Origin of the sequence: Flavobacterium sp. 245, from assembly GCF_004362055.1 — a bacterium.
In the GTDB taxonomy this organism is placed as follows: Bacteria; Bacteroidota; Bacteroidia; order Flavobacteriales; family Flavobacteriaceae; genus Flavobacterium.
Genome location: NZ_SNXB01000003.1, coordinates 575,772 through 595,855, shown reverse-complemented (window position 1 = coordinate 595,855; position 20,084 = coordinate 575,772). Strand labels below are relative to the sequence as shown.

Genomic DNA, 20,084 nt, shown 5'->3' with positions numbered 1-20,084 from the left:
CGAATCAATCAATTCGGGATTTTTTATGCTTTTTAGTCAATTAATATTTCTAAAATTTGAATTGCCGCTTCGCTTATTTTTGTTCCTGGGCCAAAAATAGCGACTGCGCCAGAATCAAATAAATATTGATAGTCCTGCGCCGGAATTACACCGCCTACAATTACCATAATATCTTCACGGCCGTGTTTTTTTAGTTCTTCAATAACCTGCGGCACTAATGTTTTATGCCCGGCAGCAAGTGATGAAACTCCTAAAATATGAACATCATTTTCAACGGCTTGTTTTGCTGCTTCAGCTGGAGTTTGAAATAATGGACCTATATCCACGTCAAAACCTACATCGGCATAACCGGTTGCTACTACCTTTGCGCCACGATCATGACCGTCTTGACCCATTTTGGCAATCATAATTCGTGGGCGTCTTCCTTCTTGTTTTGCAAAAGCATCCGCTAATTGTTTTGCCTTTTCAAAATTTTCGTCATTTTTTATTGCTGCACTATACACACCGCTAAAGGATTTAATTTGTGCTTTGAATCGTCCAAAAACACTTTCAAGAGCATCGCTGATTTCTCCTAAAGTTGCTCTTTCTCGTGCAGCTTCGGTTGCAATTTCTAATAAGTTTCCTTGCCCAGTTTTAGCACAATGAATTAATTTTTCTATTGATTGATTTACTTTTTCAGTATTTCTTTTTGCTTTTATTTCTGTTAATCGCTCAATTTGCTGTTTACGGACCATTTGGTTATCAACATCTAATATATGAAGCGGATCTTCTTTTTCTAATCTAAATTTATTGACACCAACAATAATATCTTGTCCGCTGTCAATTCTTGCTTGTTTTCTCGCAGCAGCTTCTTCAATTCGAAGTTTAGGAATTCCGGCTTCAATTGCTTTTGTCATACCGCCCAATTCTTCTACTTCTTCAATTAATTTCCAAGTGTTTTCTAGGATTTCATTAGTCAAAGATTCCACATAATAACTGCCACCCCAAGGATCTACTGTTTTGGTAATCTTTGTTTCTTCTTGTAAATAAATTTGTGTATTTCGTGCAATTCTAGCTGAAAAGTCTGTTGGCAAAGCAATTGCTTCGTCGAGTGCGTTAGTATGCAACGACTGTGTTCCGCCGAAAGCAGCCGCTGTGGCTTCAATACAAGTTCTGGCTACATTATTAAAAGGATCTTGTTCGGTTAAACTCCAGCCACTTGTTTGACAGTGTGTTCTTAGTGCTAATGATTTATCGCTTTTCGGATTAAATTGCTGAATCAGTTTTGCCCAAATCATTCTGCCGGCTCTCATTTTTGCAATTTCCATAAAATGATTCATTCCAATTGCCCAAAAGAAAGATAGGCGAGGAGCAAATTCATCAATAGTCATTCCGGTGGATAAACCTGTTCTAATATATTCTAAACCATCGGCTAAAGTATATGCTAATTCAATATCTGCTGTTGCTCCAGCTTCCTGCATATGATATCCCGATATTGAGATAGAATTGAATTTTGGCATTTTTTTGCTTGTAAATTCAAAAATATCAGCAATGATTTTCATCGAAGGTGTTGGCGGATAAATATAAGTATTACGCACCATGAATTCCTTCAAAATATCGTTCTGAATAGTTCCCGATAATTTTTCGATTGCCACACCTTGTTCTTCCGCTGCAACGATATAAAATGCCATAATTGGCAAAACAGCGCCATTCATAGTCATCGAAACCGACATTTCATCTAATGGAATCTGATCAAATAATACTTTCATATCTTCAACCGAATCGATTGCGACGCCGGCTTTTCCAACATCACCAACGACACGTTCATGATCTGAATCGTAACCGCGATGCGTAGGCAAATCGAAAGCAATTGAAAGTCCTTTTTGACCCGCAGCAAGATTTCTTCTGTAAAAAGCATTACTTTCTTCTGCAGTCGAAAATCCCGCATACTGGCGAATTGTCCAAGGACGACGAACATACATTGTTGCGTATGGTCCGCGTAAATTGGGCGCAAAACCAGCTCCGAAATCCAGAAACTCTAAATCTTCTATATCTTTTTCAGAATAGTTTTTTTTAAGTTCGATTCCTTCCGCTGTAGTAAAGTTCTTGGTCAAATTTTCAGACTTTTGACTTTTGACTTTCGACTTTCGACTTTCAAGATTTATATGTTTAAGGTCTTTTCTCATCATGGAGACACTTTCTTTGGTGTGAATATTAATTACGTTTAAAAAGAATTACTCAAGTTCAAGTCTTTCTTGTTCAAGTTTCTCGGCCAATCTTTTTTCTATAATAGGTGTAATTAATGTTTTTCTTGGTTTTATTTTTACAAAAGGAAACAATTCTAAATCATGTTTCATTCGGTCTTCTTTGTTTGGGTATTTATTTGTGCCTAATAAAACTTCTTTTTTAGAATCGAATAATTCTTGTTCTTTAGTGGCGCTTTCCTGAATTTTCTTTTTAATTGTTCCGTCGTTCAAAAGCTTTAAAAAACCGCCATTAACTTCAATGTCTTTAAATAAAGCCAAACTTTTTTCTGCCAATTGCATGGTTAAACTTTCGATGTAATAACTTCCATCAGCTGGATTATCAACTTTGTCAAAATAACTTTCGTGTTTTAAAACTAAAAGCTGATTTCGAGCAATTCTGTCTCCAAATTCGTTGTCTTTATGATATAAAGAATCGTAAGGTAAGTTAGCAACTGCGTCAGCTCCGCCTAGTATTGCCGACATGCATTCGGTTGTAGTGCGAAGCATGTTGACATTATAATCGTAAATAGTTTTGTTCCGTTTTGTTGGCGTAACCAAAAAGTGACAATCAAAATCAGGATTATATTCTGAAGCAATTAATTGGAAAAGCATTCGCAAAGCACGAAGTTTTGCAATCTCAAAAAAGTAGTTTGTTCCAACGGATATCTGAAAAACAATTGGTTTTGTTAAATCCGCAAAGCGGTTTAAATATTCATTAGCATGCGCTAAACTATAAGCGATTTGCTGTGTAATATTTGCTCCAGCATTTTGATACAAACCTAGATCTACACTAAGAAACGGAAGATTGGTCTGGTTTGAAATTTTTTCAAGTGTTTCAAAATTACTTTTATCTGATGTAGCAAACCAGTTTCCGTCACGTGCTAATTGGCCAATGGGATCTAAATTGCAATAAAATATCGCGTTTTTTTCAATGGAAATAGCGTTCAGTTTTTTTACGAAATCGATTGAGAGAAAACTCAAATGAAAGTAAACCGTTCTTCCTTCTAAAGGAAGATTTTTCAATAATTTTTCAACGTCAGTATTTTCGTTTTCAATAGTAAAACGCAAACTTTCAGCACCTCTTTCAATAGTATTAATTGCTTTTTTTATTGATTTTTCGATATCAAAAACAAATATATTTTGGCAGATTTTAAAGTTGGACGCCTGAGTTTGCACCGAAGCACTTTTGGTAAATTCATCGTCGTGATAAAAAGGTTTTACCTGAATATCTTCTGGGGAATTCCAAATTACAGTTTGGTTATAGTCGGCTCCATCCAATTCAAACTGAATTTTTTGTTTCCATTGTTTGGATGAAATCGGATTAAAATCTTCGAATAGGTTAGTGGCCATTAGGTGTTTTTTCTGAATTACTCTTTTTCTTGAATAGTGTCTCCTTCAAAGTGAATGATGTAAATATCTTCGCTGTCTTTTTTCATAAAGTACTTTTCGCGAGCATATTTTTCTATTTGTTCAGGATTTTTAAGTTGTTTGATTTGTTCTTGATCTTTTTTTATTTCGTCCTGATAATATTTTTTATTGTCATGCAGTTCGTTAATCTGCCCGTCTAAAAAACGATGATCAAAATAGGAGTAATTGTCTAAAAATAACATCCAAATAACAAAAAACAATAGTACCCAGACATATTTATTGCCCAGTAATCTAAACCATTTTTTGTCTTTGTATGGATTTTTAAATTTCATATAAGATTGTTTCTTTTGAATAGGATTGCGTTTTTAGACATCATAAAAAGCAATCCCGACAATTATCGGGAAGCTTGCATTTTATGGTTTAAATTTACAATAAAAATTATAAAATTCGCTGATTAATTACGGCACGAACTACATCAATTGCTACTGTATTGTATTTGTCATTTGGAATAATAATGTCTGCAAAAGCCTTCGACGGTTCTATAAATTGCTCATGCATAGGTTTTAAAGTAGTTTGGTAACGGTTTAAAACCTCGTCAATATCACGTCCGCGTTCTGAAATATCTCTTTTTAAACGACGAATTAATCTTTCATCAGAATCAGCATGAACAAAGATTTTGATGTCAAACATATCGCGAAGTTCAGGATTGGTTAAAATCAAGATTCCTTCTACAATCATTACTTTTCTCGGATGTGTTGAAACTGTATCGTCTGTTCTATTATGTTGAATAAAAGAATATACAGGCTGATCAATTGTTTCGCCAGCTTTTAAAGCTTTTAAGTGTTTCACCAATAATTCAAAATCGATGGCGCGCGGGTGATCAAAATTTATTAATGCTCTTTCGTCAAAAGATAAATTATCGGTTTGTTTGTAATACGAATCCTGAGAAATTACGCCAACTTCAGTGTCTGGTAATTCGTTCATGATTTGGTGTACTACTGTTGTTTTTCCACTTCCTGTTCCTCCTGCAAGTCCAATAATGAGCATAAAATTTTTGTTTGATATTTGTTTGACAAAATTAATAATTTAAGTGAATTGTTAAACATATAAAATAATTTAACCATATAAGTAATGTAAGTAAATTTAAGCTGTAAAATATTCAAACAAAACAATATTTGACTGAACTTATATTGTTTATATGGTTAAAAGATTGTCACTTGCATGGTGAAAAACATAAAAAAATCCCGAAAGTAAACCTTCGGGATTTCGTGCAATCAGTATAGTTTTAAAAAATATTCTGAATTTAGTAAGCACTTGTAATTATTTATTCTTTTTTGCTTTTATCATCATTTCAAGCTGATCCCAAAGTTCTTCCGGAATTGCTTCTAATAAATTGAACTGTCCTGCGCCTTTTAGCCATTCGCCTCCATCAATGGTAATGACATCGCCATTTACATAAGCTGAAAAATCAGATACTAAATAAGCAGCTAAATTGGCTAATTCCTGGTGATCTCCAACACGTTTTAAAGGCACTTTTTTAGCCATATCGAATTTTTCAGAAAGATCGCCCGGCAATAATCTGTCCCAAGCTCCTTTTGTTGGGAATGGTCCCGGAGCGATGGCGTTAGAACGAATTCCATATTTCGCCCATTCCACAGCAAGACTTCTTGTCATGGCTAAAACTCCTGCTTTTGCAGTCGCACTTGGTACTACATAAGCAGAACCTGTCCACGCATAAGTTGTAACAATATTCAATATCGTAGCCGATGTTTGTTTTGTGTCAATCCAATGTTTTCCAAAAGCCAGTGTACAGTTTTTAGAACCTTTAAGTACGATATCGATAACAGTATCAAATGCATTTGCAGATAAACGTTCTGTTGGTGAAATGAAATTTCCGGCTGCGTTGTTTAAAAGAACATCTACTTTTCCAAAAACTTTTAAGGTTTCCTGAAGCATGTTTTCCACTTCTTCATAATGACGAACGTCGCATTGAAGAGGCAGACATTTACCGCCCGTTTCACTTTCAAGTTCTGTTGCGGTAGTTTTTAGTTTTTCTAAATCTCTGGAAGTAATTGCTACGTGAGCGCCTAATTCTAAGAAATATTTTGTCATTGCTTTTCCTAAACCGCTTCCGCCGCCCGTAACTACAATGACTTTGCCTTTTAAGGCGTCATCGCGCAACATTTTATCTGTATAGCTCATACTTTTCTTTTTTTACAATATTAATTAAAAAAATAGGATGCACGCATAATATTGTTATAAAATTTTGATAAACTTTATATATCACACAGTTTTTTTGCGGCAGCTTCTAGGGTGAAATTATCTTTGGCAAAACAAAAACGAATCAGTTTCTGGTCTTTATGATCGGAATAGAAAGTTGAAATTGGAATCGCTGCAACACCGTGGTTGATGATTAAATTTTTGCAGAAAGTCACGTCGTCTTCATCTGAAATATTTGCATAAGAAGCAACTTGAAAATAAGTTCCTTCGCAAGGTTTCAAGTCAAATTGGCTGTTTTGAAGCAATTTTTGAAAATAATCTCTCTTTTCCTGATAGAATTTTCCAAGCAAGTTAACATCGACAACATCTAGATATTCACTTATCGCTGCTTGAGAAATACTGTTGACGCTGAAAACCAAAAATTGATGTACTTTCTTGATTTCCTTCATTAAATATTCAGGTGCAATTGTGTATCCAATTTTCCAGCCTGTAATATGAAATGATTTCCCAAAAGAAGAAACCATAATGCATCTGTCTAAAAGGAAGTTTTTGGTATGTGCCGAAATATGTTTTTCCTCAAAAGTGATGTATTCATATACTTCATCAGATAAAACTAAAATATCCGGGTATTTTGAAAGTATTTTTTCTAATTGAAGAAAATCAGCTTCGTTTAATATTTTGCCTGTCGGATTGTGTGGATTATTGATGATAATCATTCGGCTTTTTTCTGAGCAAGCTTTTTCGATCGTTTCCCAATTTGGCGTGTAATCGTCATTTAGAGCCACACGAATTGGTTTTGCTTTGCAGAGTAAAACAGGAGATTCATACGAATCATAACTCGGATCGAGAATAATTACTTCATCATTTTCTTTGACTAAAGCTAAAATTGAAGTGAAAATTCCTTGTGTAGCACCTGCTGTAACCAAAAGTTCTAGATCAGGATTAATTGTTCTCTTATAAGAATCCTGAATTAATTTTGCAATTTTGTTCATCAATGGCGGATAACCGGCCATTGGAGTATATTGATGTACATTTTCCTTTGATAACCGGGCAACAATATCCGTCAATCTTTCATCAACAGGAAAATTTGGAAATCCCTGCGAAAGATTAATAGCATTATATTCGGTTGCCATTTTTGACATTACCGTAAAAATGCTTGTGGTTATGTTTGGAAGTTTACTCATGATAAAGTTTGATTTGGGGAAAACTTGTGAGTGAATAAAATAAACTTAATTTATTAGCATTGGAATGGAGTAAAGGACTCTAATAGTTTTATTGTTTTGTTTTCCCGGGCTCCATTTTGGGAATAGTTTTAAAACTCTTATGGCTTCTGCGCCTGTTTCATATCCAATATCTCTTAAAATTTTAATATCGCTTAATGATCCATCTTTTTCAATAATAAAAGTGGCGTATATTTTTCCTTTTAAGTTTTCTTTTGGGCTTTTGAAGTTTTGTTTTATAAAGCCATTCATTGCTTCAACTCCTCCAGGGAATTCCGGTCTGACGTCTATTCCTGCTGTATTGTAAATTTGATTGTCTTCCTCAGTAACAGCTTGTGCATTTGACGAAACGTTTCCAACTGGAGCCTCTGTTTTATATTGCGTTGAATTGCCTTTTGGGATAGTTTGAGAAAAAATATTTTGAACGCAACAAATAGCAATAAGGATTATAAATTTTTTCATAGATAATATTTTTAAATTTTAGCTTACATTTTATGAATAATAAAAATCGTCGGTCGATTATGTAAATCTACGTTTAATTTTTTCCAATCAGATATTTTCATTGTTTTAATAAATTCTGTTGGCAACGTAATATCAGTAGCAATACATAAATGTGTTGAAGGATTTAAAATTTGTAAAAGATCTTCAACCAATTTATTGTTTCTATATGGAGTTTCTATAAAAATCTGTGATTGATTTTTATCGTGCGATAATTTTTCAAAATGTCTCAATGCTGATTTTTTCTCGTCTTTGTCAATTGGCAAATAGCCATTAAAAGTAAAACTTTGACCATTCATTCCGGAAGCCATCATAGCCAATAGGATGGAAGAAGGCCCAACTAAAGGTACAACTTGAATTCCTTTTTCGTGCGCTAGTTTTACAATTACAGCACCGGGATCAGCAACACCTGGACAACCGGCTTCGCTCATTAATCCGACATTTTTTCCTTCTAATAGAGGTTTAATGAAATCTAAATGTTCGCTTGGTTCGGTTCTCTTGTTTAGTGTAAAGAGAATCAATTCAGATTGTTTTTTTTCCGGAGAAACTGCTTTAATTGATTTTCTAGCCGTTTTTTCGTTTTCAACAATATAATGATCTATAAAATCGATACTTCTTTTAACTGTTTGAGGCAGAACATCCATCGGATCGCTTTCGCCCATTGTAGTTGGAATTAAGTATAATTTTCCTAGAAGTTTCATTTGGTACTATTTTAAATTAAAAAAGAAAATGTACTTCAATTATTTTAATAATAATTGAAATACAAATTATGAATGTTTTGCGATAAGTTTTTTTGCGATTATTTCAGAAGCTTCGTCTAGCATCTGATAAACATTGTCGAAACCATTGACTGCTCCGTAATACGGGTCTGGAACATCAACATTTTCGTCTGGAAATAATTCGTTTAAAATGAGATTGACTTTGTTTTTATGCTCAGGAGTTTTTGCAAGATGAAGGACATCGCGATAATTAGAATTATCCATGACGTAGATGTAATCAAATTCTTCAAAATCAGAAGATTTAAATTGTCTTCCTTTTTGTCCATCAATACATAATCCATTTTTTTGAGCAACAGCAATTGAACGTTTGTCGGGTGCGTGACCCACATGCCAAGATCCTGTTCCGGCAGAATCAACCATAAATTTATCTTGCGGTAGTTTAGATGCTAAAATTCCTTCTGCCAAAGGAGATCTACAGATATTTCCCAGACAAACCATTAAAATTTTTACTGGCATGATTCGCGTTTATAGCGTTAATTTTTTGTTGATGTCTTCGACAAATTTTTTGAATTGTTTGTCTGTAGAAACTAAATTGTCAACAGTTTTACAAGCGTGCAAAACGGTAGCGTGATCGCGATCTCCAATTTGTGAACCAATGTTTGCCAAAGAAGCTTTAGTGAATTTCTTTGCAAAAAACATGGCCAGCTGTCTCGCCTGTACAACGTGCCTTTTTCGAGTTTTAGATTGAAGTGTTTCAATATCTAATTGGAAATAATCTGAAACAATTTTTTGAATATAATCGATTGAGATTTCTCTTTTTACATTTTTAACAAATTTCTCTACAACACTTTTCGCTAACTCAATAGTTACTTCTTTTTTATTGAAAGAAGATTGAGCGATTAACGAAATGATCGCTCCTTCAAGTTCACGAACGTTAGTTTTGATATTGCGGGCAACATATTCTAAAATGTCCTCCGGCATTTCAACACCGTCGCGGTACAAAATGTTTTTTAAGATCGAAACACGTGTTTCATAGTCAGGCTGATGCAATTCTGCAGAAAGTCCCCATTTAAAACGTGACAATAAACGTTGCTCAATATCCTGCATATCAACAGGAGCTTTATCCGAAGTTAGAATTACCTGTTTTCCGTTTTGGTGCAGGTAATTAAAAATATGGAAGAAAACGTCTTGAGTTCCTGATTTTCCAGATAAGAATTGAACGTCGTCAATAATCAAAACGTCAATTAACTGATAAAAATGAATAAAATCATTACGATTATTCTTTTTTACAGAATCAATATATTGTTGTGTGAAAATCTCGGCAGAAATATATAAAACCGTTTTTTCAGGATATTTATCTTTTACTTCTACACCAATAGCGTGCGCCAAGTGTGTTTTTCCTAAACCTACTCCTCCAAAAATCAATAAAGGATTAAATGAAGTTCCTCCAGGTTTATTAGCTACAGCCATACCTGCAGAACGAGCCAAACGGTTTGAGTCTCCTTCAAGGAAATTGTCAAAACTGTAATTCGGATTTAACTGCGATTCAATTTTTAAATTTCTGATTCCAGGAATTACAAACGGATTTTTAAGCTCTGGATTTAAGTTTTTAAACGGAGCATCAACCTCTTGCGGTTTCATAGGTACTCTGTTAGAACTTGGGAGCTGCTCAGTAAATGGCTGTTTGTTGCCATAAGTGTTCTCCATTTTAATTTTATAGAGTAACTTTGCATTTTTTCCTAGTTCTTTGGTAAGCGCAACTTTCAATAATTTAACGTAATGTTCTTCTAACCATTCGTAGAAAAATTTACTAGGTACCTGAATATATAATGCGTTGTCGGTTAGCTCAACTGATTTGATTGGTTCGAACCAAGTTTTGTATGCTTGATCTTGAATATTGTCTTTTATAAAGGACAAACAGTTTTCCCATACCGATTGAGCAGTTTTAGTCATAGATTCAGATAAGTTTTTTATTATTGATAAAGATTCTCCTAATAAAAAAGGAGCAAATTTTTTCCGTATTTCGGGATAACAAATATGTGAACAAATTTCTGTAAAAAAAAATATTTTGCTGTCTAATTTTATAAAAAAATGTTGTAAGTGTTATTTTTAGAATTAATTATTTTTAATATATAAAGAATGAAAAATCATCAAACGCAAGTGCGTGTCCGTTACTCCGAAACTGATCAAATGGGAGTTGTTTATCACGGAAATTATGTGCCTTATTTTGAGATCGGACGCGTGGAATGGCTTAGAAATAAAGGGATTTCGTATGCAAGTATGGAAGAAAGCGGAATTGGTTTGCCAATTGTTTCGATGCAAATAAATTATAAAAAATCAGCACGTTACGATGAACTTCTTACAATTCATACCACCTTCAAAAGTCAGTCTTCTGTTAAGATTGAATTCGACTGTGAGATCTTTAACGAAGCGGGTGAGTTATTAACAACGGCTGTGTTTATTTTAGTATTTATTTCGTTAAAAACGGGCCGCCCAACAGCTCCTCCAGATTACATTTTAGAATTATTTAAAACACTAGTATAATTGTTAAAATCAACTATGTTTTAATGTTAATTTATATAATTTTAATGTCGATTTCAAACATTAAATCAAAAATGTCGAATACAGATTCGGCATTTTTTTTGCGCGTTTTTGTGATTATTTTGCCAATTGGGAGACCGGAATTTTCGTCAATCTCCATTTCCTGAGAAGTAATTTCCAGTTTTTTTTCTTTAATAACCCGCATTACTTTGTTCATGTTTTTGTAGTCAAAAGAGATTAAAAAATGAACATCAATTGTTTTTTCAACAATTTCGCAAATTTCAAGTGTCATTTGTGCAGTTGTTCTGTAAGCACTGATCAAACCGCCGACTCCTAATTTTACGCCTCCAAAAATACGAACTACGACTACAAGAATATTGGTTAATCCAAAGGACTGAATTTGGCCATAAATGGGCGCTCCGGCTGTATTACTGGGCTCTCCGTCATCATTTGCTCTATAGGATATTTTTGGTGCTGTTCCTAATTGATACGCATAACAGTAATGAACGGCGTGTGGATGCAGTTTTTTTAGGTTTTCAATAATTGGTTTAACTTCATCTTCGCTTTCAATAGGAAAAGCGTAGCCAAAGAATTTGCTTCCTTTTTCTTTAAAAAGAACCTCCTCAGATTCAAATGCAATGGTTTGGTAAGTATCGCTGTATTCCAAAATTAAAATCTAAATTGTTTTTTTGCCACAAATTAAAAGATTAGAAAGGATTTTTCTATTTGTCGGTGACATCTGTGTGATCTTTTAATCTTTGACTAAAATATTTTTATAATATTCCTTTAGTAAATAAATCTACAACATCTTCTTGCCCAACCTGTAAATTCCATACTTGTAGACCTAAAGTAGAAGCGGCGTCTGTGTTTTCTTTTTTGTCGTCAACAAATAATGTTTGCTCCGGAATTAAATTATGTTCGTCAATTAAATGCTGATAAGAATTCGTATTTGGTTTGCGTTTTCTAATTTCAAATGAAAAATGAACTTTTTCAAAACAATTGTAAAAATCAGTATAAAATGGCTTGCCTACTGTTTTTTCAAAAGTCGCAATATGAATCGCATCTGTATTGCTTAAAAGAAACAAACGATATTTTTTTGAAAGTTCTTTTAGAAACTCCAATCGATAAGCTGGGAAATCGGCTAGAACGGCATTCCAGGCTTCTAAAATTTCTTCAAGTGATGCATTTGGAAGTTCTTTCTGAAAGCCGCCTACAAAATCATCGTACGAAACGTCACCAGTTTCATATAATAAATTCAAACGATCCATTTCTGAATTCCATTCGGTCATGCCAAGTTTCTTCAGTCCTGATATGGTTCCTTGTTTGTTTAAATTGATGAAAATATCGCCAAAGTCAAAAATTATCGTATCAATCATGGTTTGTAATATAAAATAATTCGTCGTTTTGAATAGTGGTTTTGATTGTGTGTTTCTTTTGGATAATTGGCGCTTTTATGCCTTTTTCAAAATTAGTTCTTCCAGTAAAAATTCGTGCTTCATCCCATAAATTCTGATCAATAAAAGATTGCAGGGTTTGTCTGCCGCCTTCAATAATTACGGATTGAATTTGATGCTGGTATAAAACGTTTAAAATCGGAGAAATCAAATTTTCATTAAAATCGATTTTTTCAAAAATGGTATTTTCAGTTGAAGAATTATTTTCATATTTTGAAAACACTATTGTTTTTACACTGTCGTCAAAAACAAAGCTGTCTTTTGAAATTCGGTTATTCTGATCTAAAATGACTCTCACCGGATTGCTTCCTGACCAATCTCTAGTATTTAATTTCGGATTATCATCAATAACAGTTTGAGTTCCCACTAAAACAGCCTGTTCTTCACTTCGCCATTTGTGGACTAATTGTCTGGAATATTTATTGGTAATCCAAATTGGCTGGCGTTCTTGATTAATTTCTTTTTCAGGGGCTAAAAAACCATCCTGAGTTTCAGCCCACTTTAATATAATGTATGGGCGCTTTTTTTGATGGAAGGTGAAAAAGCGTTTATTGAGTTCGTGGCATTCTTTTTCCAAAATGCCAACGGTCACATTTGCGCCAGCGGCAATTAATTTCTTAATTCCGTTTCCAGCTACTTTTTCATTTGGATCAACAGTTCCAACTACAACATTCGGAATTTCGTTTGCAATAATTAAATCACAACAAGGAGGTGTTTTTCCAAAATGGGAACAAGGTTCTAGACTAACGTAAATGGTAGCTTTTTTTAATAGCGATTTATCTGTTACAGATCGAACCGCATTTACTTCGGCGTGTGGTTCGCCAGCTTTTTTATGCCAGCCTTCGCCAATGATTTTGTCTTCATAAACAATTACACTGCCAACCATCGGATTTGGATAAGTTGTTCCAAAACCATTTTGTGCAAGTTCGATACAGCGTTTTATGTATTTTTCATGTCTATTCACTCTGCAAAAGTAGTTAATTTTGATATTAGTCTCAATAGTTGTCAGGAATGTTAGGAAACTATCAAAAAAGTATTTTTACTTTTGTAAATATATTACAAGAATAAAAGAATTATGAAAAATTGCATAATCAGAGCAATTAAAAAAGAAGACAATAAAGCAGTTGCTCAATTAATACGTTCTGTTTTTGATGAAATGGAAATCCCAAAAGTGGGTACAGCATACGCAGATCCATACCTTGATTTAATGTTTGAAGAATACAATAAACCGAAATCTGTTTATTTTGTTGTTGAAAATGAAGGTGAAATTGTGGGTTGTTGCGGGATTGCACCTTTAGATAATGGTGCTCCAGAAATTTGTGAACTGCAAAAGATGTATTTTTTACCAAAGACACGAGGTTTGGGAATTGGAAGTCAAATGATGGAAAAATGCCTGAATGAAGCGCGAAATTTTGGCTTTGAAAAATGCTATATTGAAACGATGCCGTTTATGCATGACGCCCAAAAATTATATAAAAAATCAGGTTTTGAATATTTAGATGCTCCATTAGGATGTACGGGGCATAATTCTTGCCCGGTTTGGATGTTGAAAGTTTTGTAAATCTTGTAACAAATTAGATTTTAAGATACTTATTTTGAAAGAAATCGGCTTTTGCTGAATAAAAAATACTCAGAGACCAAAAATGAAAATTAAACAATACCGCACTCAGTTTATAAAAGAATTATCGCCTTTTTATGATGCATATGAAGCGGAGAGTTTTTTCTATTTGATTTTAGAAGACAAACATAGATTACGTCAGATTGATTTAGCTTTAAATCACGAACTGAATTTCTCTGAAAAAGATTTTGTAGTCTGGGATTCCTTCTTAAATCAGCTTAAAAAAGAAGTTCCGATTCAGTATTTGTTAGGGAAAACCAGTTTTTACGGTTTAGATTTTGAGGTAAACGAAAACGTTTTGATTCCGAGACCAGAAACGGAGGAATTGGTTGAATGGATTATCAATGAAAATAAAAAGATTGATAAATCTAAAGAAATCAAAATATTAGATATTGGAACCGGAAGTGGCTGTATAGCTATTTCATTGGCTAAAAACCTTCCGAATGCAAAGGTTTATGCTATTGATGTGTCTAAAAAAGCATTAGATACGGCTAAACGAAATGCCATAAACAATAAGGTAGATGTTACTTTTATGCTGAAGAATATATTGGAATTGGAAATTTTGAAATCGGATTATGATATCATTGTTTCTAATCCGCCTTATGTTCGAAATTTAGAAAAAGCTGAAATCAAAAAGAATGTTCTGGACTTTGAACCGCATTTGGCATTATTTGTTGATGATAATGACGCTTTGGTTTTTTACAGAAAAATAGCAGAACTCGCAGAAAAGAATCTGTTGGAAAACGGGAAGTTATATTTTGAAATCAACCAGTATTTAGGTAAAGAGATGACCGATTTGCTGGAAAAAATGAATTTTAAAAATATTGAACTCCGCAAAGATATTTACGATAATGACCGAATGATAAAAGGGAATATTTAAGTTTTCAGTCGCAGTTTTCGGTTTTCAGTTATTAGGTATGACTGAAAACTGCGACTGAATACTGAAAAACTATTCGTAACGCAAAGCCTCAATTGGATCTAATTTTGAAGCTTTTATTGCCGGATATAATCCTGAAACTATCGCAACGGTAAAACTAGTGGCAAAAGCGGCAAAAATGGCGCTCCACGGAATAACAAAGGCAAAGTTCATGGCCGTTGCAATGGCAAAGCCAAGCAGAATTCCTATTATGATTCCGACCAAGCCGCCAATTTGTCCAATCAATAAAGTTTCGATAAAAAACTGAGTTGAAATTGTTGATTTTGTTGCTCCTAAAGCTTTTCGGACACCAATTTCACGTGTACGCTCTGTAACAGAAACAATCATAATGTTCATTAATGCGATCGATGAACCTAGAATTGTTATAATCGAAATAATCCAAGAAGCCCATCCTAAATATTGTGTAATTCCAAGAATACGGTTTATTAAATCGTCACTTCGGCCAATTCCAAAATTGTTGTCGCGAACAGGATTTAATTTGCGAACTCGGCGCATGACGCTCGTAGCATTGTCAATTGCGGGATCTAAAAGTTCTTTTTTAGAAACCATGACGCTGACTGTATAGTTGATGTTTGGTGCTGTAAACAAGGAACGCGCAACTTGAATTGGGATTAAAACTCGTAAATCCTGACTGTTCCCAAACGTCGATCCTTTTTCTTTTAAAACGCCAATTACTTTGAAACGTGCACCTCGAATTGAAATGATTTTATCAATTGGATTTACATCTTTCAGTAAACCTTTTTCAAAATCAGATCCAACAATGCAGGAATAGGTATTATTGTCAATGTCAAACTGATTAAAAGAACGTCCTAAAGTAGTTTCTAGACCCGAATTAGAAATAAAATGTTCATCGACACCCAAGATTTTTATTTCGGGATCTGTTTTTTCGCCTAAAAATTTAACTTCTGCTTTTGAAGTTGCTGTAAACGAAAGTGAAGTTTCAGTAAAAGGATATTTGAATTTGTTTTTAAAAGCTACTGCTTCAGGATACGAAATAATTGGATTTACGATTTCGCGCTCGTTGCCACCGCGGTTTTTTAAATTGTTTTCGTATTGATTGATATTGAATGTATTGGCACCCATAGAGGCAAAATTGGTCGAAACGGTATTTTCTAAAGCCGTTACAACAGTCAAAATCCCAACCAAAGCGGTAATTCCGATAGCAATAATTAATACAGTAAGAATGGTTCGAAGAATTTGTGTTTTGATGGAACCAAAAGCAATTCGGATATTTTCTTTAAATAATTTTAGCATCATGACCAATTTGTCACGAAAATACGGTTTTTGTTACAAGTTTGTTTTCGAACTGTTATTATTTATTTTAAAAAGTAAGATATTTGCAGACTTAATTAAGTCGAAAGTTGGAAAGTCATAAAGTCGAAAGTCTAAAGAGCCAACAATCTAAAAGAAAATCTAGAAATAAATTATAATTCAAAATAGGTTTTTAAATATAAGATTTCAGAAAATGAAATCTAAAAGTCTAAAGATCTAAAATCTAATAATCTAAAAAAAATGGCTTCAAAACCAAGTATTCCAAAGGGAACCAGAGATTTTTCACCTGCTGAGGTGTCAAAACGTCAATATATTATTCAGACTATAAAAGCTAATTTCGAAAGATTTGGTTTCCAGCCAATCGAAACACCTTCGTTTGAAAATTCAGATACTTTGATGGGAAAATATGGAGAAGAAGGTGATCGCTTGATTTTTAAGATATTGAATTCTGGAAATTTTTTCTACAATAAAAGTAAAATTGAATTGCCGGAATCAATCGAAGAATTACAAATAAATTCGGCCGAAAAAATTAGTCTAGAGCAAAGAATTGAATTGAATAAATTCACAGGAAAAATTTCTGAAAAAGCTTTGCGTTACGATTTAACAGTGCCTTTTGCAAGATACGTTGTACAGCACCAAAGCGAAATTGAATTTCCTTTTAAAAGATATCAGATTCAGCCGGTTTGGAGAGCTGACAATCCGCAAAAAGGCCGTTTTAGAGAGTTTTTTCAATGTGATGCCGATGTGGTTGGTTCAAAATCTTTATGGCAGGAAGTTGAATTGGTTCAATTGTATGATACGGTTTTTACCTCTTTAGGTTTAGAAGGAGTAACGATTAAAATTAACAACAGAAAAATTTTATCTGGAATCGCTGAAGTTATTGGTGCTTCAGATAAATTAATAGATTTTACAGTTGCGCTAGATAAACTAGATAAAATTGGCGAAGATGGCGTAAAGAAAGAAATGATTGAAAAAGGAATTTCTGAAGAAGCGTTAGTAAAAGTTCAGCCACTTTTCAGTTTTTCTGGCACTTTTGCAGATAAAATCAAACAGCTTTCAGAATTGCTATCTTCATCAGAAGAAGGAATGAAAGGTGTCGAAGAATTGAAATTTATTTGTGACAATGTTGCAGATTTAGGTTTGTCAACTGCAATTTTAGATTTGGATGTAACTTTAGCTCGTGGACTAAATTATTACACTGGAGCTATTTTTGAAGTTGCGGCGCCAAAAACTGTAGCGATGGGTTCTATTGGCGGTGGCGGAAGATACGACGATTTGACGGGTATTTTTGGTTTGAAAAATATGAGTGGTGTCGGAATTTCTTTTGGATTGGATAGAATTTATTTGGTTTTGGAAGAATTGCAATTGTTTCCTGAAACTGTTGCAGCAACTTCAAAAGCCATTTTTATTAATTATGGAGATAAAGAAGCCTTGTATGCGTCAAAAGCGATTCAGAAATTAAGAAAAGAAAATATAAAAGTGGAATTGTATCCTGATAATGTAAAAGTTGGAAAACAGTTTCAATATGCAGATAAACGTTTGATTCCGTTTGCAGTAATTGCCGGAGATCAGGAAATCGCTTCAAATACGTATTCACTTAAAAATTTAGTGACAGGCGAACAGGTTTCTGTTGATTTTGAAGGTTTGAAAAACGCTTTGTTAGCTTAACTGCTTGAAGCGAAGGTTTTTGCTGTTGGGCCCAGTGAATTAAAGGATTTTATTTTTAAATCTCTGCCTAAAATAGTTGCTGGTGAAGAAAAAAAACTTTTAATTTGCCGACCTTAAGTTACGGGCGTAGTTCAAGGGTAGAATAGCGGTCTCCAAAACCGTTGATGGGGGTTCGAATCCCTCCGCCCGTGCAATTAAATCAAATAAAAACATAAAAAAAAGCTTCGTCTCTATAAGGCGAAGCTTTTTTTAATATAAGGTAAATTTGAATTAATAATTATTTATGAGGCTTTAGCCAACCCTTAAATTCAATTTTGATAGGTAATAGATTTTATTTATTTACGTCTCAAAGATAAAATAAACTATAACGTAATAGTCTTAAAATTATACTAAATTTTTTTAGGGTATATTTGGATTTTAAAAGGCTCAGTTTTAATAAAGTGACAATTTGACATTTTATAAGATTTGGCAGTACTTTTGCAATCCAACAAAAAGAATAAAAAATGAAGTTTAAGAATATTTTTAAAAATAAAAGTAATATGACTACGGAAAATACAGAATTCGATCAGGAATTAGATGATGTAACGTTAGAGAACAATGCCAACGGTGAGCAGTTAATTGTTGAAGAATTAAGTGTTGAAGAGCAATTAGCTCAAGACTTGGCAAAAGAGAAAGATAAGTTTTTGAGATTATTTGCCGAATTTGAAAATTACAAAAAAAGAACTTCAAAAGAGCGTATCGATTTGTTCAAAACAGCAAACCAAGAAGTTTTGTTAGCAATGCTTCCTGTTTTAGATGATTTTGACAGAGCGACTGTCGAGATCAACAAATCTGATGATGAAAATCTGAAAAAAGGAGTTGAGTTGATTCATGAAAAGCTGAAAAGCACTTTGGTTTCTAAAGGTTTAGAGCAAGTTGAAGTAAGAGCAGGTGATGCTTTTAATGCTGATTTTGCTGAGGCAATTACCCAAATTCCAGCTCCGTCTGATAAATTAAAAGGGAAAATTGTTGATGTTATTGAAAAAGGCTACAAATTAGGAGACAAAATTATTCGTTTCCCTAAAGTGGTTATCGGAAACTAAAAAAAACAAATAAAGATTCTGAATGACAGTTTTTAAGGATTGGAATTTGGTATTTATGATTTGGACTCAAGCGCTAGCGAACTGGCGTAGCAATTTAACCTAATTATGAAAAAAGATTTTTACGAAATACTAGGCATTTCAAAAAATGCTGACGCTGCTGAAATTAAAAAAGCTTACCGAAAAAGTGCTTTAAAATATCACCCGGATAAAAATCCAGGCGACAAAGAGGCAGAAGAAAACTTTAAACTTGCGGCAGAAGCTTACGAAGTTTTAAGCGATCCTAACAAAAAAGCGAAATACGATCAGTATGGACATCAAGCTTTTGATGGTTCTGGCGGATTTGGCGGTGGTCATGGTGGTATGAATATGGACGACATTTTCAGCCAGTTTGGTGATATTTTTGGTGGAGGATTTGGCGGATTTGGCGGAGGCGGAGGCGGTCCTCGTCGCGCTAAAGGAAGCAATCTTCGAATTAAAGTAAAGTTGACTTTAGATGAGATTGCAAATGGAGTTGAGAAAAAAGTAAAAGTAAAACGTAAGGTTCAGGCTAAAGGCGTGACATACAAAACTTGTTCGACTTGTAATGGTCAAGGTCAGGTAATGCGTGTTACAAACACAATTTTGGGAAGAATGCAATCAGCATCAACTTGCCCTACTTGTGGTGGTTCTGGACAAATTTTAGATAAAAAACCTTCTGAGGCAGATGGTCAGGGTATGGTGGTAGAAGACGAAACAGTTTCTATCAAAATCCCAGCTGGCGTTGTTGACGGTATGCAATTAAAAGTTTCTAATAAAGGAAACGATGCGCCAGGAAACAGTATTCCAGGTGATTTAATTGTAGTAATTGAAGAAGTTGAACACGAATTTTTAAAGCGTGAAGGTGAAAATATTCACTATGATTTATATATTAGTTTCCCAGAAGCAGTTTTAGGAGCTTCAAAAGATATTGAGGCAATCAACGGAAAAGTTCGTATTAAACTGGAAGAAGGAATTCAATCAGGAAAAATATTAAGATTAAAAGGTAAAGGTATTCCAAGCATCAATGGTTACGGAAGCGGAGATTTATTGGTTCACGTAAATGTTTGGACACCAAAAACATTAAACAAAGAGCAAAAACAATTCTTTGAAAATGCTTTAAACGATGAGCATTTTGTACCGAGTCCTGAAAAATCAGAAAAATCATTTTTCGAAAAAGTAAAAGATATGTTTTCATAAGCTGAACTTTTTAAAAAATGTTTAAATAAATATAAAACCCATTCTAA

At 33.8% G+C, this 20,084-nt stretch carries 20 protein-coding genes and 1 tRNA gene; 7 read left to right on the top strand and 14 right to left on the bottom strand.

Features of this window, described 5'->3' with window-relative positions:
- Positions 1-32 precede the first annotated feature (32 nt).
- From scpA to dnaA, 10 genes are all read right to left on the bottom strand, one after another.
- On the bottom strand, positions 33-2,168 hold the full coding sequence (gene scpA / locus EV145_RS08715) for a methylmalonyl-CoA mutase (protein WP_166638428.1): 2,136 nt from the start codon (positions 2,166-2,168) through the stop codon (positions 33-35).
- Between the two features lie 45 nt (positions 2,169-2,213).
- Entirely contained in the window at positions 2,214-3,575 is a 1,362-nt protein-coding gene (locus EV145_RS08710) for a methylmalonyl-CoA mutase subunit beta (protein WP_133524821.1), read from the bottom strand.
- Between the two features lie 17 nt (positions 3,576-3,592).
- The gene (locus EV145_RS08705; RefSeq protein WP_133524820.1) at positions 3,593-3,925 is read right to left on the bottom strand and encodes an FtsB family cell division protein; all 333 of its coding nucleotides are present in this window, start codon (positions 3,923-3,925) and stop codon (positions 3,593-3,595) included.
- 106 nt (positions 3,926-4,031) lie between these two features.
- Entirely contained in the window at positions 4,032-4,640 is a 609-nt protein-coding gene (udk, locus tag EV145_RS08700; protein WP_133524819.1) for a uridine kinase, read from the bottom strand.
- Between the two features lie 273 nt (positions 4,641-4,913).
- Positions 4,914-5,795 carry an SDR family oxidoreductase gene (locus EV145_RS08695; protein ID WP_166638427.1) on the bottom strand — a complete coding sequence of 294 codons (882 nt, stop codon included), beginning with the start codon at positions 5,793-5,795 and terminating at the stop codon, positions 4,914-4,916.
- Between the two features lie 74 nt (positions 5,796-5,869).
- Positions 5,870-6,997 (bottom strand): methionine aminotransferase, encoded by a 1,128-nt coding sequence (locus EV145_RS08690; RefSeq protein WP_133524818.1) that lies wholly within the window; start codon positions 6,995-6,997, stop codon positions 5,870-5,872.
- 45 nt (positions 6,998-7,042) lie between these two features.
- Positions 7,043-7,495, bottom strand: coding sequence for an energy transducer TonB (locus EV145_RS08685; RefSeq protein WP_133524817.1), 453 nt, complete (start codon positions 7,493-7,495; stop codon positions 7,043-7,045).
- 23 nt (positions 7,496-7,518) lie between these two features.
- A complete protein-coding gene (locus EV145_RS08680) occupies positions 7,519-8,232 on the bottom strand; it encodes an SAM-dependent methyltransferase (protein ID WP_133524816.1) in 714 nt (237 codons plus the stop codon).
- A gap of 66 nt (positions 8,233-8,298) precedes the next feature.
- Positions 8,299-8,766, bottom strand: coding sequence for a low molecular weight protein-tyrosine-phosphatase (locus tag EV145_RS08675; RefSeq protein WP_133524815.1), 468 nt, complete (start codon positions 8,764-8,766; stop codon positions 8,299-8,301).
- Between the two features lie 9 nt (positions 8,767-8,775).
- The gene (dnaA, locus tag EV145_RS08670; RefSeq protein ID WP_095952034.1) at positions 8,776-10,203 is read right to left on the bottom strand and encodes a chromosomal replication initiator protein DnaA; all 1,428 of its coding nucleotides are present in this window, start codon (positions 10,201-10,203) and stop codon (positions 8,776-8,778) included.
- 186 nt (positions 10,204-10,389) lie between these two features.
- Between dnaA and EV145_RS08665 the strand changes: the two genes are divergently transcribed.
- Entirely contained in the window at positions 10,390-10,794 is a 405-nt protein-coding gene (locus EV145_RS08665; protein ID WP_133524814.1) for an acyl-CoA thioesterase, read from the top strand.
- A 31-nt stretch (positions 10,795-10,825) separates the two neighbouring features.
- Here EV145_RS08665 and EV145_RS08660 read toward each other — a convergent pair whose 3' ends face one another.
- From EV145_RS08660 to ribD, 3 genes are all read right to left on the bottom strand, one after another.
- A complete protein-coding gene (locus EV145_RS08660; RefSeq protein WP_133524813.1) occupies positions 10,826-11,458 on the bottom strand; it encodes an IMPACT family protein in 633 nt (210 codons plus the stop codon).
- 106 nt (positions 11,459-11,564) lie between these two features.
- Complete coding sequence (locus EV145_RS08655; protein WP_133524812.1) at positions 11,565-12,167, bottom strand: HAD-IA family hydrolase; 603 nt, start codon at positions 12,165-12,167, stop codon at positions 11,565-11,567.
- Positions 12,160-13,209 (bottom strand): bifunctional diaminohydroxyphosphoribosylaminopyrimidine deaminase/5-amino-6-(5-phosphoribosylamino)uracil reductase RibD, encoded by a 1,050-nt coding sequence (gene ribD, locus EV145_RS08650; protein WP_133524811.1) that lies wholly within the window; start codon positions 13,207-13,209, stop codon positions 12,160-12,162. The genes EV145_RS08655 and ribD overlap by 8 nt, the downstream gene beginning before the upstream one ends.
- Before the next feature lie 111 nt (positions 13,210-13,320).
- On the opposite strand from ribD, the gene EV145_RS08645 reads away from it, so the two are divergent.
- Complete coding sequence (locus EV145_RS08645) at positions 13,321-13,806, top strand: GNAT family N-acetyltransferase (protein WP_133524810.1); 486 nt, start codon at positions 13,321-13,323, stop codon at positions 13,804-13,806.
- 82 nt (positions 13,807-13,888) lie between these two features.
- Positions 13,889-14,743 (top strand): peptide chain release factor N(5)-glutamine methyltransferase, encoded by an 855-nt coding sequence (gene prmC, locus EV145_RS08640; RefSeq protein ID WP_133524809.1) that lies wholly within the window; start codon positions 13,889-13,891, stop codon positions 14,741-14,743.
- Positions 14,744-14,812: 69 nt separating this feature from the next.
- Here the strand turns inward: prmC and EV145_RS08635 are convergent, their stop codons facing one another.
- Positions 14,813-16,057: an ABC transporter permease gene (locus EV145_RS08635; protein ID WP_133524808.1), complete on the bottom strand. Its 1,245-nt coding sequence runs from the start codon at positions 16,055-16,057 to the stop codon at positions 14,813-14,815.
- A 255-nt stretch (positions 16,058-16,312) separates the two neighbouring features.
- Here EV145_RS08635 and hisS point away from each other — a divergent pair, with 255 nt between their 5' ends.
- From hisS to dnaJ, 4 genes are all read left to right on the top strand, one after another.
- Positions 16,313-17,740, top strand: coding sequence for a histidine--tRNA ligase (hisS, locus tag EV145_RS08630; RefSeq protein ID WP_133524807.1), 1,428 nt, complete (start codon positions 16,313-16,315; stop codon positions 17,738-17,740).
- A gap of 120 nt (positions 17,741-17,860) precedes the next feature.
- A tRNA-Trp gene (locus tag EV145_RS08625) sits at positions 17,861-17,931 on the top strand.
- Between the two features lie 312 nt (positions 17,932-18,243).
- On the top strand, positions 18,244-18,822 hold the full coding sequence (locus EV145_RS08620; RefSeq protein ID WP_083695793.1) for a nucleotide exchange factor GrpE: 579 nt from the start codon (positions 18,244-18,246) through the stop codon (positions 18,820-18,822).
- Between the two features lie 105 nt (positions 18,823-18,927).
- Positions 18,928-20,037, top strand: a complete 1,110-nt coding sequence (gene dnaJ / locus EV145_RS08615) for a molecular chaperone DnaJ (RefSeq protein WP_133524806.1) — start codon at positions 18,928-18,930, stop codon at positions 20,035-20,037.
- The last annotated feature ends 47 nt before the right edge of the window (positions 20,038-20,084 follow it).

Excerpts from the sequence above, each read along its gene's own strand:
- prmC (WP_133524809.1), top strand. The coding sequence starts at position 13,889 with ATGAAAATTAAACAATACCGCACTCAGTTTATAAAAGAATTATCGCCT.
- EV145_RS08690 (WP_133524818.1), bottom strand. The coding sequence starts at position 6,997 with ATGAGTAAACTTCCAAACATAACCACAAGCATTTTTACGGTAATGTCA.
- EV145_RS08665 (WP_133524814.1), top strand. The coding sequence starts at position 10,390 with ATGAAAAATCATCAAACGCAAGTGCGTGTCCGTTACTCCGAAACTGAT.
- EV145_RS08635 (WP_133524808.1), bottom strand. The coding sequence starts at position 16,057 with ATGATGCTAAAATTATTTAAAGAAAATATCCGAATTGCTTTTGGTTCC.
- EV145_RS08680 (WP_133524816.1), bottom strand. The coding sequence starts at position 8,232 with ATGAAACTTCTAGGAAAATTATACTTAATTCCAACTACAATGGGCGAA.
- EV145_RS08675 (WP_133524815.1), bottom strand. The coding sequence starts at position 8,766 with ATGCCAGTAAAAATTTTAATGGTTTGTCTGGGAAATATCTGTAGATCT.
- EV145_RS08695 (WP_166638427.1), bottom strand. The coding sequence starts at position 5,795 with ATGAGCTATACAGATAAAATGTTGCGCGATGACGCCTTAAAAGGCAAA.
- EV145_RS08645 (WP_133524810.1), top strand. The coding sequence starts at position 13,321 with ATGAAAAATTGCATAATCAGAGCAATTAAAAAAGAAGACAATAAAGCA.
- dnaA (WP_095952034.1), bottom strand. The coding sequence starts at position 10,203 with ATGACTAAAACTGCTCAATCGGTATGGGAAAACTGTTTGTCCTTTATA.
- EV145_RS08710 (WP_133524821.1), bottom strand. The coding sequence starts at position 3,575 with ATGGCCACTAACCTATTCGAAGATTTTAATCCGATTTCATCCAAACAA.
- udk (WP_133524819.1), bottom strand. The coding sequence starts at position 4,640 with ATGCTCATTATTGGACTTGCAGGAGGAACAGGAAGTGGAAAAACAACA.
- dnaJ (WP_133524806.1), top strand. The coding sequence starts at position 18,928 with ATGAAAAAAGATTTTTACGAAATACTAGGCATTTCAAAAAATGCTGAC.
- EV145_RS08705 (WP_133524820.1), bottom strand. The coding sequence starts at position 3,925 with ATGAAATTTAAAAATCCATACAAAGACAAAAAATGGTTTAGATTACTG.
- scpA (WP_166638428.1), bottom strand. The coding sequence starts at position 2,168 with ATGATGAGAAAAGACCTTAAACATATAAATCTTGAAAGTCGAAAGTCG.
- EV145_RS08685 (WP_133524817.1), bottom strand. The coding sequence starts at position 7,495 with ATGAAAAAATTTATAATCCTTATTGCTATTTGTTGCGTTCAAAATATT.
- hisS (WP_133524807.1), top strand. The coding sequence starts at position 16,313 with ATGGCTTCAAAACCAAGTATTCCAAAGGGAACCAGAGATTTTTCACCT.
- EV145_RS08620 (WP_083695793.1), top strand. The coding sequence starts at position 18,244 with ATGAAGTTTAAGAATATTTTTAAAAATAAAAGTAATATGACTACGGAA.
- EV145_RS08655 (WP_133524812.1), bottom strand. The coding sequence starts at position 12,167 with ATGATTGATACGATAATTTTTGACTTTGGCGATATTTTCATCAATTTA.